Source organism: Sulfurimonas sp. (assembly GCF_028714975.1).
In the GTDB taxonomy this organism is placed as follows: Bacteria; Campylobacterota; Campylobacteria; order Campylobacterales; family Sulfurimonadaceae; genus Sulfurimonas.
The window spans coordinates 46,016-61,352 of record NZ_JAQTLH010000003.1 but is presented as its reverse complement, the minus strand read 5'-3'; the positions used below and the strand labels follow the sequence as shown (position 1 = coordinate 61,352).

Genomic DNA, 15,337 nt, shown 5'->3' with positions numbered 1-15,337 from the left:
TACTAAAGCTTGCCTCTTGCGAGACAGAAAACTTCTTGCAGTTTTACAAGAAGTTTTTCTCTATATCTAAAAAAGATATAGAGAACCGATATATAGCATTAAAAAATCCTCAAACTGATTAAAATTTAATCAATTAAAAAAAATCTTGCTCAATTTCTAAGATATAATCTTTTCTTTATTTTTCAAAAGGATCTCTTACATGTTAGAAGCAGATTTTAAATATATTCTCGATACTTTCTTTACCATTTTTGCAATGGTGCTGATAATCTTTATGGTTCCCGGTTTTGCTATGCTTGAAGCAGGGCTTGTCAGAACAAAAAATGTCTCTGCAGTTCTTACAATAAATGTAATGATTTATGCCGTTGCATCGCTCTCGTTTTTGCTTATCGGTTTTAAGGTGGCTTTTGGCAGTTGGGAAAATCTTAATCAAAGCATTTGGGCATTTTTTATGTTCCAGATGGCATTTGTCGGTAAAACAGTAAACATTATGAGCGGCGGTGTCAGCGAGCGTGTTCGCATTATTCCTTTGGCTATTTTTACGGTTGTAATGGGTGCTGTTATATATCCGCTTGTAGTCAATGTTTGCTGGGGTGCCGATATGATTAAAGGAACTATGCTTGATATCGAAATGTACGATTTGGCAGGTTCAACCGTTATTCACTCAACGGGCGGTTGGGCTCTTTTAGCAGCTATAATGATTATCGGTCCAAGAAAAGGTCGTTATCAAGACGGAAAAATCAAAGTTATTCCTGCTTCAAATATACCGCTTGTCGTGCTTGGAGCGCTTTTGCTTTGGATAGGTTGGTTTGGCTTTAACGGCGGAAGCGTAGGCTCAATATCAAGTATAGAAAAGGCTGATTTAGTAGCTAAAACGATTATGAATACAAATACGGCAGGACTTGCAGGTGCAATAATCGCCGGAATAATTATGTATATGAGATACAAACTTCTTGATATTACTATGATACTAAACGGTGCGTTGGGCGGTTTGGTCGCAATTACTGCAGGACCTGATTTATATGATGCATATACACCGATTTTAATCGGTTTGGTAGGCGGAGCTTTAGTTGTATTTGCCGTTCCGGTATTTGATAAATTTAAGCTTGATGACCCTGTCGGAGCACTATCCGTTCATTTAGTAAACGGTATATGGGGAACTTTGGCTGTTGGAATTTTTGCGGATAGCATATCTTTTACCGCTCAGTTAAAAGGCGTAGTTCTTGTGGGAATTTTTGCATTTAGTGTTTCTTATATAGTTTTATATCTAATTAATAAAATCTCCGTATTTAGAGCAAGTGATGACAATCAGCTTGAAGGTATGGATGTAAACGAGTGCGGTGTGGAATCATACCCTGAATTTAAAAGAGCTATATAAAAATAGTTTAACAAAATAGTAATAGTTTTTCTGTTACTATTTCTTTTATGATTAGACAAAAAAGCTCACTTCTTATCTCTCTAGGCATACATGCTGCTCTGCTTATAACTCTTTTTTTTGCATATAAAACTTATAGCAGTATTGAAAAAAAAGAGGAGCTTAACAAAGTTTGCCTAAAGCTTTGTAATGTAGAACATAACCAACAACCACCGCAACAAACGGAATCAAAAAAAATTGAAAAAATCCAAGAAACAATAGAGCAAAAACAAAAAGAGATAAAACCTTTTGTTGCGTTAAAAAAAGCGGAGATTGCGGAGCCAAAAACTCAGGAGATTGAGCGTGTAAAAGAGATGGTGCATGAAGAGCTTCCTATCGCCAAAGATGTTGTCTTAGAGCAAAAAGTTGTTCAAAAAGAGCATTTTGAGATACAAAAAGATAATCCGCCGCCAAAACAAGAAGAGTTAAGCAAAGAGTATATTGAAGTAAATACGCAAAAAATAGCCCAGTTAATAAAAGATAACTTATCTTATCCGATTTCTGCTAGAAGAAGAGGGATTACGGGAACCGTAGTCGTAAAGTTTTGCCTAAGTACCGATGCAAAAGTCTCAGATATAAAAATAGTTGATTCTAGTAGTGAGATTCTTAGTAGCGCAGCAATTAAAACTATAGAAGATTTGTCCCAGAAATTTCCAAAACCTAGTAGGGAAATCAGCCTAAGTATCCCTATAAACTATAATTTAAATTGAAATTTATAATATCAATCGGATTATTATATTGATATCCATTATCAAAAGTTAAGAAATAAGTAGTTATACTAGCTTTTCAATTATAATCATCTGGAGAGTAAATGAGACTTATATTTAAAAAACGGTACATATATAATGGTTTGTAAATATAATAATCATCACTATCCGCTTTCAAACCATGAGCAAAATCACGATAATGGTCATAATCATCACGACATAAATGACAAAAAGCTTTTAACTATCTCTTTTGTGATTACATTTGTAGTTATGATAGTAGAAATAGCGGGCGGAATTTATGTAAATTCATTGGCACTCATTAGCGATGCAATCCATATGTTTACCCATGCTTTTGCTTTGGGACTGTCGCTTTTTGCTCTTGTAATTTCTACAAAGAAAATTGATAATAAAAAATCATTCGGATATTTTAGAGCCGAGGTATTAGCCGCATTTATCAACGGGCTTACTATTGCACTCTCCGTAGTATGGATAGTATATGAAGCGATAATGAGATTTTTAAGCCCGGAAGAGATACTGGCGAGTGCTACGATAATGATAGCCGCTTTAGGACTTGTAGTAAATATAATCACGGGGCTTATTTTACTTAAAGCAAATCATGACAATATCAATATAAAATCCGCATTTTTGCATATGTTGGCGGATACTTTTTCATCTGCCGCGATTATTATAGGTGCCATAATAATTTATTATACCCATTTTTATATGCTCGATACTATTTTAGCTTTAGTTGTAGCCGTAGTTATAGCAAAATGGGCAAAAGGGTTGCTTAGTGACTCCGTGCATGTACTTTTAGAAGGTTCACCCTATGATGTGGATACTGTAAAAGAGGCGATTTTAGCAGAGTTTGAGTATATAGCAGATGTTCATGATATTCACTGTTGGGAAATTTCACACAACTACTACTACCTTACATGCCATATAATTTTGGATAAAGTTGATGAAGAGCTTTATGATAAAACTATTTCTGAAGTTAGTGAGTTTTTAGAGTATAAATTTATCATAGCTCACACGACAATCCAAATAGAGCACAAAGAGAATTAAAATTTCTTTGTGCTGATATCTAGGAGTGTTTTTGCAGACATATCGTCGAGCTCTATGGCAATGCTCTCTATCTCTTTGGTATATAATGCATTTTGTGCCGTAGTTTTATCTATATCTTTTATGGAATCGGTTGCTTCGTTGATATCGCCTACTTGTTCTTCTATGGCGCTTCCTATCTCTAAAATAGCTTGAGAGAGTGTTTCAACGCTTATATTTATCTCATGTAAACTTTTTTGAGTATTTTCTGCAAGTTTTCTTACCTCATCCGCAACGACTGCAAAACCTCTTCCGTGTTCTCCTGCTCTTGCGGCTTCGATAGCGGCATTAAGAGCCAACAAGTTTGTCTGATCGGCTATATCGGAGATAACATTTATAACCGATTTTATCTCCATTGATTGTGAAGCTACCTGTTTTGCTTTTTGCGAGACATCGGCAATTGAGCTGTTTGTAGATTCCATAGATGATGATATGGTTTTTAGCATTGATGCCTGTTTTGACGATGCCGTACTTAGCGTTTGCATCTTCTCTTTTAGCGTTATAGATTTTTGAGAGAGATCTGAAGCATTTTGACTAGATACCCTTAACATATTGCGGATAGTTTCACCCATATTATTGACGGCAAGTGCAGTTTTTCCGTTATCGTTTTTGACATTAGCGGTAAAATCCGAATTTTTAAAGCGATCCAATGTCGCAATAAGGTTATTTGTATCTCTACAGATGCTATTTTGAAGCGAGTATAACATCTTGTTGAGATTCTCTTTTAGCTCGTTTAAGGCTTGATTTTTTGTACTCTCGACTACGCTTTGCTCCAAGCTTCCTTTATCTATCCCTGCAACTACTCTTTTTACATCTTCTATGAGAATTCTATCTTCTTCTATGTTTTGTTTTGTTTTTAAGATATTTTCATTAACTGCTTTAGCCATCTCTCCTATTTCATCATTTTCATAAATCTTAATAGGATTTGCCTCTTTGCTCTCTTTGTTAAGATATTTGAAAAAGTTTAACAGTCCCTCTTCAAATGTATCAAGAGGGTTTAGAACAATTTTTCTAATGGTAATTAAAATTGCGATTGTTATAATGATGATTAGTATAGCTACCAAAGCCAAAGCGCTATTTATGATACTGCTAGCACCGTCTATGGCTTTTTCAACGCTTGCTTTATCTTTTCCTAAAAGATATATACCGATTGAGTTGCCTTTAAAATCTTTTATATCCGAGTATGTATAAAAATATTTATCATCAGATACATAACCTTTTTCTATGAGTTTTTTACTATCTATTTTTTGTGCAAATTTTAAAAAGTCCTCATTGATTGTCTTTTGGCTTAATATATAGTTGGAGACTCTATTTTTAGTATCTGCCAAATCTGCAATGTTGAGAAGTTTGTCATCCATCAATACTAAAAGATTCTCTTTTTGTGATACAAACTGATTTATAACGGACTCAAAAGCTTGCATAAACTCTAGGGAACCTATGTATTTACCCTCTTTTATAATCGGAGTCAAACCTCTGATAGTAAGCCCGTTTCTGCCTACCTCTATGGCCGCCATTGATTTTTTATCGGCTTTTACGCTGTTTAGAGTGTGTCTATAACTGCTTAAATCATCTCCGAATTTTTCTACTTCCCAGTTTCTAAGAAAAGATTTTAGATCTTTATCGTGGATGTGGATTTTGACATTTTTAAAACTTGTCTCGCTTTTATATATCTCTCCGATAGATTTTAGAGTGCTTATAGCTAGCTCTCTGTTATTTTCATCCAATGCTTTTATGATACTTGCACCGTTTGCGATTGCAACCGCGTTTGTTATACCGACATCAAATTTAGCACCCATTCTATCTTTTATCTTGGAGGTGAGAGCATTTTTTTCATTTTCATAAACAGTCGTTTCAATTCCTGATTTGAAATAGTTTAAAACAAAAAAACTGGTAACCAGCAACACCAAAGATATTACAGTAATAAGTATTGTAATTTTTTTCCCTATAGATATCATTTTTACTCCTATATTTAATTTAATATTTTAAAATTCGACTCTATTTCTTCCGCTTTTTTTTGCGATATAGAGTTTTTCATCCGCTTTTTTTATCGTATCTTCAATCAATTCTCCCTCTTCGTGCATGGCAACGCCGAAACTGCATGTCAAGTTATTGGCGTGTTCAAATTTATGATTTTGTATAACTACTCTTAAATGTTCAGCCTCTTTTTTAATATCTTCTATGTTTTTAGCATAAAAAATTATGATAAACTCCTCACCGCCCCATCTTATAAGTTTGTCGTCTTTTCTTATAAAACGGTTCACGACTTCGACTAAACTCTTTAAAACCTCATCGCCCACGCTATGACCATAGTTATCATTTACATTTTTAAAATGATCTATGTCAAACATAATAACTCCGGTTTTACCGTTTTGTTTTTCATTATTGCTTATGATATTTTCTATGGAGGATTCAAAATAGTTTCTATTATAAGCATTTGTAAGCTGATCCCGAACTGCTTTAATCTCAAGCTGAAGTTTTTCAAACATAGTGTCGCTGATGTCGCTAAAGTTTATAATATAACTTTGCGGATCATAGTTGTTTATAGATACAGAAAAAGCATGAGCTTGATTTTTACTGTTTGTCATGGAGACGATTCTCTCTCGACCCGATAGATTTAGCAGACTTCTTACCCAATTCTCCTCTTTTGGCAGCATTTTGTCCAAATAAAAAAAGTTATCATCTTTTACGAACTTATCGCAGATACAGTTGTAATCCTTTTTAAACTCTTCTAGGTTTTTATATCCAAAGAAGTCAAAAAATTTCTTATTTGCAAATAAAATCTTTTTCTCATCCGTTAAGATAACGATGCTGTCTTGTATATCAATAAATTTTTGTAGTTTATCCATAGCATTTTTTTGGCTTGTAATATCTGAAATAAGCCCCTCAACTATTTCCAATCCCTCTTTGGTTATAGTTTTTTTGCCTGTTTCACGAACCCAGACGGTATCTCCTATGGAGTTTATGATTCTGTACTCAAAAGAGTAGTCGTTTCCGTTTTTAAGAGCTTGCAAAATCCATTTAGTTAAAGTCTCTCTATCTTGTGGGTCTATTATGCTTCTGTAACTTCTGACGCTATTTAGTATAAAACCTTCTGCTTTATAGCCGGTGATTTTGTAAATAGCGTTATTTACAAAGAGCATCGTCATCTCGTCATCGATTTTGCATCTAAATAAAATATCGGGAATGTGATTTATAATAGACTCCAATTCATTCTCTATACTTTTAATCTTCTCTTCGTACTCTATAATATTTGTTACATCGTGAATGGTTCCGATGGTTTGAATATGCTCGCCGTTTTCGTCATATACATGGTATCCGGCTTCGTTGATATAAGATATACTCTTGTCGGGATTTATAATTCTATGTTGAATAAGATACGGCTTTTTTTCTTTTACGGATTTTGCAAATTCGCTTTTTACTTTTCCTACATCTTGCGGATGAACAAATGATAAAAATTTATCGGAAGAGGGTTCAAATGATTGAGGTTTGGTTTTAAAAATGTTATATACCTCATCGCTCCATAAAATTTTTTTTGTTTTTGCGTCAAACTCACATGAACCGAGTTTCGCGATACGCTGAATCTCATTAAGTGCGCTGTTTTTTTTCTTCAAAACCCAAGCACTGTTTTGGATTCTATAGTAAGCGTAGGTTAAGAGACCGATAAAAAGAACCATTAAGATGTTGATAAATCTATCTTTTTCTACTATATATTCAAGAGATAGATTTGGTCTGTTTACTATAATACTTGCAACATGTTTTTTTGTATATTTGTTGTAGATTGGAATAAATGTCGTAATATAAACTTTCCCCTCATACGGCGTAAAAAAGTTAAATGCCGCCCCCGTTGATATCTGTTTTTTTGTCTCTGGGTGAGTATTTACGATAGTTTCAAGAAGCTTGTCTCCATCACCTGAGATACTCTTTTCATATAGATAATCATCACTTATTTTGCTAGGAATATAGTTTTTTAACTCATCGTCAAAAACTTTTTCTCTAACTTCGCTCTTTTTTATAATAAATTCAACATTAGCAACGGCTTCATCTCTCATGTGTTGAATGATTTCATACATCGATACGGAGATCTCAACACTTCCGTAATGCTCTTTCTTGTCAAGAAGAGGGTAGATAAAGCGGTATCCGTTATATATTTTTCCCTCTTCAAAACCTGAAACCGGCTCTTTATGTTTGTTTACATAGGCAACGGTATCTCTTATGCCTGTTAAATTATCTCCGTATCTCTCGGGTTTGTGAAATCTTAAAAAACTATCGTTATTTGGGAGATGGAAGTGAAGTTGTCTGATTCTAAAGAGCTTTATGGAGTTGTAACTATCTATAAGCGAGTCGTAAAGCTCTTCTCTTGCTCTGTTTTTCTCCAATATATCATTGCTATTTGCTTTTTTCATTATTTCATATATGGCAGGTACATTGATTTTAGTGCTAAAGTAGATTTCCGCGTGTGTTTTGTAAGCTTTTGTTATCGTGTTATAAGTTATAGAGAGAAGCTCTTTTTCCTGATCTAAAATCTCTTTTTCATGATTTTTTATCTGATAGTTTGATATAAAAATAGCAATAGCGCTTAAGGTGATAAAAATAAGCGGATATTTTATGAGATTTTTTTTATTTGTCAATAGATATTCTTTTTTGTTAAAATTGCTATAAGAGCCATTTTAGCACTTATAATTTGAATTTAGAATTAAAAAAATAAAGGCTTATAAATTTTATTGAGCTTTTACATTTTTTCCACATGCCTAGCATCAAGCACCACACCACATTTTAAAAAAGCCACTCTTTAGGTATCTAAAGAAGAGTGTAATTCAAAATTTGTAATTCTTTTGATACAATACATCATAAATATTATCAGGGCTATTTATGAACTACAATTTTGAATGGGATGTAAATAAAGCTAAGAGTAACATTGCCAAACATAATGTTAGTTTTGAAGATTCTACATCGGTATTTAGAGATAAAAATATGATTTCTATCTTTGATGATGAACATAGCGATAGTGAAGATAGATGGGTGACTATCGGGATGGATTTGCACACAAAAACGCTTGTTGTAGTGCACACATACATCTCAATTGACAACGATAACTGTAATATAAGAATAATAAGTTCTAGAAAAGCAACCAAAAAAGAGCAACAAATCTACTTGGAGGGATTAAAATGAAAGAAGAATATGATTTTTCAAAGGGTGTTAGAGGTAAGTTTTACAAAGAAGATGCAGCGTTTAATTTACCCATATATCTTGAACCAGAAATTGAAAGTTTTTTTTCTACTTTAGCAAAAAAACAAAATACCAATTTAACACAAATTATAAACAAACTACTGAGTAAAGACAAAGAGCTTATTGAAATTGCTAGTATGTAATCGCCAATTCTAAATGTAACTGCAATTTTCTAAGTATAGTCGGAAGGCAGGGTTAAAGAAATTAGATTTGGTTGTTGAAAAGTTTAAAGATAAGTAGATATTTTAATTGGTGACCCCGAGGAGAATCGAACTCCTGTAACATGGATGAAAACCATGGATCCTTACCGCTAGACGACGGGGCCAAAAAATAAAATGGTGTCCTGTGATGGATTCGAACCATCGGCCACCTCATTAAAAGTGAGATGCTCTACCGGCTGAGCTAACAAGACATTGACAAACCTACTGTTTGTGGACGCGAATTATAGACAAATAGAATTTATATGTCAAGAAAAAAAGATATAAATTTTAAAATTTTTTGGTAAAATGTATATTATGAATCTTTTTAGCTTTGAATACCCGTTTATCATACTACTTTTAGCTCCGATAATATACTGTATGTATAAATGTAGAGAGCAAATGAAGCCTAGATTTTTCGTGCATCTGCACTTTTTATCTGCAAAAAAGAGTTTTTTAAAACTTGAGTGGCTTTTAAAAATAGCTATTTTTGTGCTTTTGTGTATCGCTCTTGCTTCGCCCATAGTCGTTGATAAGATAAATCCGTCAAACAGAGACGGAAAAGATATAGTCTTGGCAATTGATGGGAGCGGCTCTATGAATGCATCAGGATTTGATGTTGAAAAAGAGATGAGCAAAGAGGAGCGATTGAGCAGATTTGAGATAGTAAAGATTATCGCAACGGATTTTATAAAAAAAAGAGAGAGCGACAATGTCGGCGTAGTTTTATATGGAGATTTTGCTTTTATAGCTTCGCCTATAACTTATGAAAAAGAGATAGTAAGTGAGATGCTCGGTTATCTCTCTCACGGTATGGCAGGGCAAAATACTGCCATCGGCGAGGGAATTGCTATGAGTGTCCGTGCATTTAAACACTCTAAAGCAAAAACAAAAATCATTATACTTTTAACCGACGGTGAGCATAATAGCGGTGATATCTCTCCAAAAGAGGCAACTTCTCTTGCAAAAGATGAAAATATAAAGATATACACAATCGGTATGGGTAACAAAGGCGAGCCTGATGAGGCGCTTTTAAGAAAAATTGCCGATGAGAGCGGCGGAGAATTTTTTATCACGGAGTCTGCAAAAGAACTGAAAAAGGTTTATGATAAGATCGATGAGATGGAGTCCTCAAAGATAAAGAGCAAAGAGTATCTTTTGAAAGATTTTTACTATTGGGTGGCTTTGCTTTTTGCACTCGGAATTTTGCTATATCTACTCTTTAGGGAGGTTAGAAGATGAGCGTTTTGTATCCGCAATACTTTTGGCTCCTGCTTCTTCTTTTACCGTTTTTTATAAAGAGGGATTTTAGAGAGTTTAGAGTCGTCGTCTATGGATATATGCTGACTTTTATTTTTATAGTAATTGCACTCAGCCGTATTGTCATAGAACAAGAACCTATCGAATCAAAACAGATGCTAAGCGATGTTATAATCGGGGTTGATTTGTCATACTCTATGCAGACAAACGACATCGAACCTACAAGACTTTCCTTTGCGAAAGAGATGTTAAAGAGGCTGGTTGAGATGGAGCAAAAGAGCAGATTCGGCGTTCTCGGTTTTACTACAAATGCCATTGTTTTATCCCCGATGACGGAAGATAAGGAGCTTTTACTGCATCTTTTTGCCTCTCTTGATGAAAAACTTATCATTACAAAAGGTAGCAGCGTTATGTCTGCGTTAGAGCTTTCAAGAAAGATGTCAAACTCAAAAAAAGCTACCGTTGTACTCTTTAGCGACGGAGCCGATGAGCTGAGTTACGAGTCCGAAGCCGTTTTTGCTAAAAATAACAATCTTGTGGTAAATATCTTTATGACTGCTTCAACAATGGGCGGAACAATGAGGCTTGAGGGTGGAGAGCTTTTAAAAGATGAGCTTGGCGATATAGTCGTAAGCAGGGAAAACAGCGCGATTAAAGAGGTTTCAGACATTACGGGCGGAGTTTATACAAAAGATTTTGATAAGCTTCTTGATGCGTTAGCGGCTCAAAAATCAAAAGACAAAGAGAGCAAAACAACGATAGTTAGAAATCTGGAACTTTTTTACTATTTTATTATTTTGGCAATTATTACATTTTTACTAAGCGTGACGACTCTAAAAAGATTTGTCGTGGCTTTTTTGCTGCTTTTTGGCGTACATCTTGGCGCAAACCAAAATATGGAATTTTTCAATAAAGCGACAGAGTTTTATAGAAGCGGCGAGTACGAAAAAGCGCTTGAGAATTATGAAAGAGTAAAATCAAATGACCTTCAAACAAAATCAATCATTTACTATAACATTGCTAATTCGCTTGTCAGGCTTCAAGAGTTTAAAAAAGCAAGAGAGGCGTATATCAAATCTTTGACGCTTTTTTACTCTAAAGAAGCAGATGAAAATTTGGAGTTTATCAGAGATGTCGGTGATAAAAAAGAGATGAGTACGGGGCAACAGCAGAGCAAAGACAAATCTGCCTTGGCAAAAAAAGAGCAGAGCTCACAAAAGCAAAAAGAGGGCGGCGGTTCAAATATGAATGTAAGCGCGGCTGCAAGCGGCGGAGATGATAAGGGCAAAAAAGCAGAATCGGATAGTCGGGTGGATTTAAACAGCGGCAAGGCAAAACTCAGTTCAAAACAGTATGAACTTATAAATAAGAGGAAAGTAGATGAAAAAAAACCTTGGTAGGGTCTTTTTAGCGATATTGATTTTTTTACATGCAGAAGTTTTTGCTTCTACTTATGTATGGAGTGCAACATCAAATAAAACGACTGCTTATGTAAACGAGCCTATTTATCTCAAATATGTCTGCGAGTTTAGCGACCGTGCAGAACTCTTTAGCGTAGAGTTTAATCCTGCAGGAGAGTATGAAAAATATATAGTAAAAAATTTAAAAGAGAGTCAAAATATAGTTGATGGCAAAAAGATAAGCAGTTATGAATTTGTCGCATTTGCCAAAACGGCAGGGAAGATAAAGTTTGATTTTGAAGCTTTAATTAAGCAGACGACAAAAGAGTCTATAGAAGATATGGTAATCGGCAGAGATAATGTAAAAAAAGAGGCAGTTACAAAAAAAATTATTAAACAAGAAATTTTAGAAGTAGATGTAAAAGAGACAAATAGCTCTTTAGTCGGGGATTTTAATTTTGAAATTAAGAAAAATGAGCCAAAAGTCAAAGCAAACGAGCCGTATCATCTAACGATAACAATAAAAGGTGACGGAAATTTTGAAGTTTTAAAACCGCTTCAGTTTAACATAGAAGGTGTGAAAATTTTTGCAGGCGAGGTTTTGCAAAAAGAGAAGCTAAGTGAAGCGGGTGAGAGCGGAGAATGGAGTCAGAAATTTGCTTTTGTAGGCGAGAGGGATTTTCTTATTCCCGAATTTAAGATAGAATATTTTAACACCAAAGAGAAAAAAATGAATGCTTTGGTATATGAAGCGATAACCGTAAGTGTTGAAAAAGGGTTTAGCAAAGAGGAGCTGCTTGATAAGGCAGAGGATGATAGTTTTAAATTTAACTACACTTATATATACTATGTATTGATTTTTATAGCCGGTTTTTTAGTCTCAAAAATAGATATAAAAAAGAGGGTTGTAAAAAAGAGTGCAGGTGAAGAGTTTAAACAAAAGATAGATAAGGCAAAATCACTTGAAGAGTTGATGATGATTTTGGCGTTAAATGATTCAAAAAAATATGAGCAGATAATCTTGGATATTGAAAGAAAAAAAATCATATCGTTAAATAATGCAAAAAAGATATTGCAAAAAAGTATCTAATGCTATTTTTTAATTTTCTTTCAAAATCATTTTGGATAATATCCGTTACATTTTAGTAAAAAGGTTTTTTTATGAAAAAGATTAGTAATGTTTTTACTCTGTCGGTAACGGCAGGTATGATAGTTTTAGGTTTTATGTTGAGCGGGTGCAGTGCTATGGATACCGCAATTAAAAAAAGAGATTTGGATGTTCAGACTAAAATGTCCGAGACTATATTTTTAGAGCCTGTTGCACCGGAGAAGAGAGTCGTTTATTTTGATATCAGAAATACATCCGATAAAGAGATGAATGTAAAAGAGAATATAATGGCTGCTTTTAAAAGCAGAGGCTACAGGATTACCGATAATCCTAATGAGGCAACATATATGCTTCAGGGAAATATCTTAAAAGTAGGCAAATCAAATCTTAAAGAAGCGCAATCACACCTTGGCTCAGGCTTTGATGCAGGACTGACCGGTGCGGCTGTGGCAGGCGGAGCTTCGTACGCAATGGGCGGAAGCAACCGAGGTACGGCGGGAGCGGCTTTGGCAGGGGCTGCTATAGGTTTTGTGGGTGATGCTTTGGTTACGGATATTATGTATATTATGGTAACGGATTTGCAGATTCGTGAAAGACCGTTAGAGGGTGAAGTAGTTACTCAAACACAAAAAGCCTACTTGGAACAGGGAAGCTCTACTACGACAAAACAGGATATCAAAGGCGGAAAAGTGGAATGGAAAACATATCGCACCCGCATAGTTAGTACCGCAAACAAAATGAATCTTGAATTTGAAGAGGCAAAACCTGTTCTTGAGAGTGCATTGGCAAAATCCATCTCGGGAATTTTTTAATTTTGCAACGAGAGTCATCGCGAGCCTCTAAAAGAGGCGCGGTAATCTAAAAATAGTAAAGGCTGTGTATGATTAAAATTTTTAAGATTTTGTCGTTATTTTTAATTTTAATCATAAGCGTCGGATGTTCACAAAAAGTTACCATTCGTGCGCTTGAGCCGTCTGAGATAGACCGCGTGGCATCAACAAAAAAGCTTAGTGTAGCTGTGTTTGAAAACGACAGAGTAGGGCTTTCAGACAAGATAGAGGCAAATCTCGCAAATCAAAAAATCGATAACAAAAACTACTTTACTATGGTCAATAGAAAAAATTTTGACAAAATAGTAGCCGAACAGAAGATTCAAAACAGCGGTCTTGTAGATATCTCAACTGCCGTTCAAGTCGGTAATTTGCTAGGTGCAGAGGCTATAATTTCCGGTAGTGTAGGCAGAGTGGCTTCAAATGATACGCACTACTTGGAGACTCGATTAAGATGTGCCGACAATAAGTGCAAAGAGCTGGTTCCTTATAATGTCGGATGCACAAAAAGAGAAGTCGCTTTATCTGCGGAGGTTCGTATGGTTGATGTTGCAAAAGGCGATATTATCTATGCCGATACGATGAGTAAAACATCTCAGTGGTCGCATTGCATCGATGATTCTAACTCTTTGCCTTCTACGGAGATGGCGGCACAAAAGTTAGCCGCTACAATTGCGGTAAATTTTGCATACAAGTTAACGCCGCATTATCGTTATTTTGAGGTTGTTTTACTGGAAAAGCCGGATATAAAGTATAACGATAGAGAAGATAAACTCTTGGATGTCTCTTTGGAGTACATAAAACAAAACAGGTTTGATAAAGCGGAAAAGTTTCTTATTGATTTGATTGATTCTACGGGGCAAAAAAGTTATGTTGCTTTTTATAATTTAGGCGTTATAAAAGAGGCAGAGGGGAAATATGCAGAGGCGCAAAAGTATTATAAAAGAGCAGACGAGTTGATGATAAAGCCCGTAGGCGAGATAAGTCAAGCGTGTTTGAGGATTGAGGATTTGATAGAAAAAAACAACAGAGCCAAAGAACAGTTATCAAAGTAGGGCAGGAAATGAATAGATATATTTTTATAACTGTTTTTATAACGAGTGTACTTTTTCTCTCCGGCTGTTTATCCCAAAAAGAGGTTGATTTAACCCAAAAAAAAGTGCTTCCCTCTTGGTATGCAAATCCCCCGCAAACAACATCAACAACACTCTATGCAACGGGCGAGGGAGAAAATAGGGATGATGCCGTGGCAAATGCGCTAAGTATGATGGCTTCAACCCTAAGCGTATCCATAGCATCTCAATTTAACTCAAAAAAAGTTGTGAAAGAGGGGTTGGAAAATAGCATTAGCTCAACAGTTTCAAACGAGGTTCAAAGCGATGTCAAAAAAATCCGTATCAGCCATTATGAAATTCTTAACTCTTGGGAACTCGGTTTTAAAAAATATATAGTTTTAATCAAATCTGACAAGCAAAAGCTCTTTGAGAGTCTAAAAAATGAGCTGGAACAGAAGTTTGCTTTTACAGAGAGCCAGATAAAACAGTCTCAAAAATATAATGCGATAGAGCAGTTAAACGGTTATAAAAAAGCAAAAACAGATATCAATGATGTACCGAATATGTTAACCGTAATGAATGTTTTAAACGGCGCTTTTGACGCAAGAGAGTATATGGGCAAGATGGAGATGATAGAGAGCCGTTACGGTACTTTGTTAGCATCCATAAGCATGAGCATTGAGTGTGATGATGAATCAAAAAATTTAGAGGCTTTCATAAGAGAGGGACTTGGCTCAAAAAAAGTGCAAATCAAAAACGGCAGCGGTGAAAAACACTTTTATATAACCGTATCTTCAAATATTCAAAAAGCATCTTCATACGGATTTACGCTTGCCCGCTCTGCTATAGAGATAACCGTAAAAGATTATAAAAACTCCGTTATAGGAAGCAAAAAGTTAAATATAGTAGGGCAATCCACGCAAGGTTACGAGATAGCTAAAGAGAGTGTCGCTATAAAATTCGGCGAGATGATAAAAAAAGAGGGTGTAGGTAAAGTTTTGGGGCTTGATTTGTAGTTTTTTTCACTTATTATTAACACCGTTTT

At 35.1% G+C, this 15,337-nt stretch carries 13 protein-coding genes and 2 tRNA genes; 11 read left to right on the top strand and 4 right to left on the bottom strand.

Annotated elements, in window-relative coordinates; translation table 11 throughout:
- Positions 1-199: 199 nt before the first annotated feature.
- From PHQ93_RS03650 to PHQ93_RS03640, 3 genes are all read left to right on the top strand, one after another.
- On the top strand, positions 200-1,375 hold the full coding sequence (locus PHQ93_RS03650; RefSeq protein WP_299941000.1) for an ammonium transporter: 1,176 nt from the start codon (positions 200-202) through the stop codon (positions 1,373-1,375).
- A gap of 47 nt (positions 1,376-1,422) precedes the next feature.
- On the top strand, positions 1,423-2,121 hold the full coding sequence (locus PHQ93_RS03645) for an energy transducer TonB (RefSeq protein ID WP_299940997.1): 699 nt from the start codon (positions 1,423-1,425) through the stop codon (positions 2,119-2,121).
- 135 nt (positions 2,122-2,256) lie between these two features.
- On the top strand, positions 2,257-3,180 hold the full coding sequence (locus PHQ93_RS03640; protein ID WP_299940995.1) for a cation diffusion facilitator family transporter: 924 nt from the start codon (positions 2,257-2,259) through the stop codon (positions 3,178-3,180).
- On the opposite strand, the gene PHQ93_RS03635 is transcribed toward PHQ93_RS03640, so the two are convergent.
- Both PHQ93_RS03635 and PHQ93_RS03630 read right to left on the bottom strand, forming a co-directional pair.
- Positions 3,177-5,171 carry a methyl-accepting chemotaxis protein gene (locus PHQ93_RS03635; RefSeq protein ID WP_299940993.1) on the bottom strand — a complete coding sequence of 665 codons (1,995 nt, stop codon included), beginning with the start codon at positions 5,169-5,171 and terminating at the stop codon, positions 3,177-3,179. The two genes, PHQ93_RS03640 and PHQ93_RS03635, sit on opposite strands and share 4 nt — an antisense overlap.
- Positions 5,172-5,198: 27 nt before the next feature.
- Positions 5,199-7,844, bottom strand: a complete 2,646-nt coding sequence (locus PHQ93_RS03630; protein ID WP_299940990.1) for a diguanylate cyclase — start codon at positions 7,842-7,844, stop codon at positions 5,199-5,201.
- 241 nt (positions 7,845-8,085) lie between these two features.
- On the opposite strand from PHQ93_RS03630, the gene PHQ93_RS03625 reads away from it, so the two are divergent.
- Complete coding sequence (locus PHQ93_RS03625) at positions 8,086-8,385, top strand: BrnT family toxin (RefSeq protein ID WP_299940988.1); 300 nt, start codon at positions 8,086-8,088, stop codon at positions 8,383-8,385.
- On the top strand, positions 8,382-8,585 hold the full coding sequence (locus PHQ93_RS03620) for a hypothetical protein (RefSeq protein ID WP_299940986.1): 204 nt from the start codon (positions 8,382-8,384) through the stop codon (positions 8,583-8,585). The genes PHQ93_RS03625 and PHQ93_RS03620 overlap by 4 nt, the downstream gene beginning before the upstream one ends.
- A gap of 107 nt (positions 8,586-8,692) precedes the next feature.
- Here PHQ93_RS03620 and PHQ93_RS03615 read toward each other — a convergent pair.
- Both PHQ93_RS03615 and PHQ93_RS03610 read right to left on the bottom strand, forming a co-directional pair.
- Positions 8,693-8,767, bottom strand: a tRNA-Glu gene (locus PHQ93_RS03615).
- An 11-nt stretch (positions 8,768-8,778) separates the two neighbouring features.
- Positions 8,779-8,854, bottom strand: a tRNA-Lys gene (locus tag PHQ93_RS03610).
- A 103-nt stretch (positions 8,855-8,957) separates the two neighbouring features.
- On the opposite strand from PHQ93_RS03610, the gene PHQ93_RS03605 reads away from it, so the two are divergent.
- The 6 genes from PHQ93_RS03605 (at position 8,958) to PHQ93_RS03580 (ending at position 15,308) form a co-directional block, all read left to right on the top strand.
- Positions 8,958-9,881 carry a VWA domain-containing protein gene (locus PHQ93_RS03605; RefSeq protein ID WP_299940983.1) on the top strand — a complete coding sequence of 308 codons (924 nt, stop codon included), beginning with the start codon at positions 8,958-8,960 and terminating at the stop codon, positions 9,879-9,881.
- Positions 9,878-11,299 (top strand): VWA domain-containing protein, encoded by a 1,422-nt coding sequence (locus PHQ93_RS03600; RefSeq protein ID WP_299940980.1) that lies wholly within the window; start codon positions 9,878-9,880, stop codon positions 11,297-11,299. Before PHQ93_RS03605 ends, PHQ93_RS03600 begins: the two co-directional genes overlap by 4 nt.
- The gene (locus PHQ93_RS03595; RefSeq protein ID WP_299940977.1) at positions 11,280-12,389 is read left to right on the top strand and encodes a hypothetical protein; all 1,110 of its coding nucleotides are present in this window, start codon (positions 11,280-11,282) and stop codon (positions 12,387-12,389) included. The genes PHQ93_RS03600 and PHQ93_RS03595 overlap by 20 nt, the downstream gene beginning before the upstream one ends.
- Positions 12,390-12,460: 71 nt before the next feature.
- A complete protein-coding gene (locus PHQ93_RS03590; protein WP_299940975.1) occupies positions 12,461-13,219 on the top strand; it encodes a complement resistance protein TraT in 759 nt (252 codons plus the stop codon).
- A 68-nt stretch (positions 13,220-13,287) separates the two neighbouring features.
- On the top strand, positions 13,288-14,292 hold the full coding sequence (locus tag PHQ93_RS03585; RefSeq protein ID WP_299940973.1) for a CsgG/HfaB family protein: 1,005 nt from the start codon (positions 13,288-13,290) through the stop codon (positions 14,290-14,292).
- Positions 14,293-14,300: 8 nt separating this feature from the next.
- Positions 14,301-15,308: an LPP20 family lipoprotein gene (locus PHQ93_RS03580; protein ID WP_299940971.1), complete on the top strand. Its 1,008-nt coding sequence runs from the start codon at positions 14,301-14,303 to the stop codon at positions 15,306-15,308.
- The last annotated feature ends 29 nt before the right edge of the window (positions 15,309-15,337 follow it).

Bases quoted from the DNA above. Each gene is read 5' to 3' on its own strand.
- PHQ93_RS03650 (WP_299941000.1), top strand. From the start codon at position 200: ATGTTAGAAGCAGATTTTAAATATATTCTCGATACTTTCTTTACCATT.
- PHQ93_RS03645 (WP_299940997.1), top strand. From the start codon at position 1,423: ATGATTAGACAAAAAAGCTCACTTCTTATCTCTCTAGGCATACATGCT.
- PHQ93_RS03640 (WP_299940995.1), top strand. From the start codon at position 2,257: ATGGTTTGTAAATATAATAATCATCACTATCCGCTTTCAAACCATGAG.
- PHQ93_RS03635 (WP_299940993.1), bottom strand. From the start codon at position 5,171: ATGATATCTATAGGGAAAAAAATTACAATACTTATTACTGTAATATCT.
- PHQ93_RS03625 (WP_299940988.1), top strand. From the start codon at position 8,086: ATGAACTACAATTTTGAATGGGATGTAAATAAAGCTAAGAGTAACATT.
- PHQ93_RS03620 (WP_299940986.1), top strand. From the start codon at position 8,382: ATGAAAGAAGAATATGATTTTTCAAAGGGTGTTAGAGGTAAGTTTTAC.
- PHQ93_RS03605 (WP_299940983.1), top strand. From the start codon at position 8,958: ATGAATCTTTTTAGCTTTGAATACCCGTTTATCATACTACTTTTAGCT.
- PHQ93_RS03600 (WP_299940980.1), top strand. From the start codon at position 9,878: ATGAGCGTTTTGTATCCGCAATACTTTTGGCTCCTGCTTCTTCTTTTA.
- PHQ93_RS03595 (WP_299940977.1), top strand. From the start codon at position 11,280: ATGAAAAAAAACCTTGGTAGGGTCTTTTTAGCGATATTGATTTTTTTA.
- PHQ93_RS03590 (WP_299940975.1), top strand. From the start codon at position 12,461: ATGAAAAAGATTAGTAATGTTTTTACTCTGTCGGTAACGGCAGGTATG.
- PHQ93_RS03585 (WP_299940973.1), top strand. From the start codon at position 13,288: ATGATTAAAATTTTTAAGATTTTGTCGTTATTTTTAATTTTAATCATA.
- PHQ93_RS03580 (WP_299940971.1), top strand. From the start codon at position 14,301: ATGAATAGATATATTTTTATAACTGTTTTTATAACGAGTGTACTTTTT.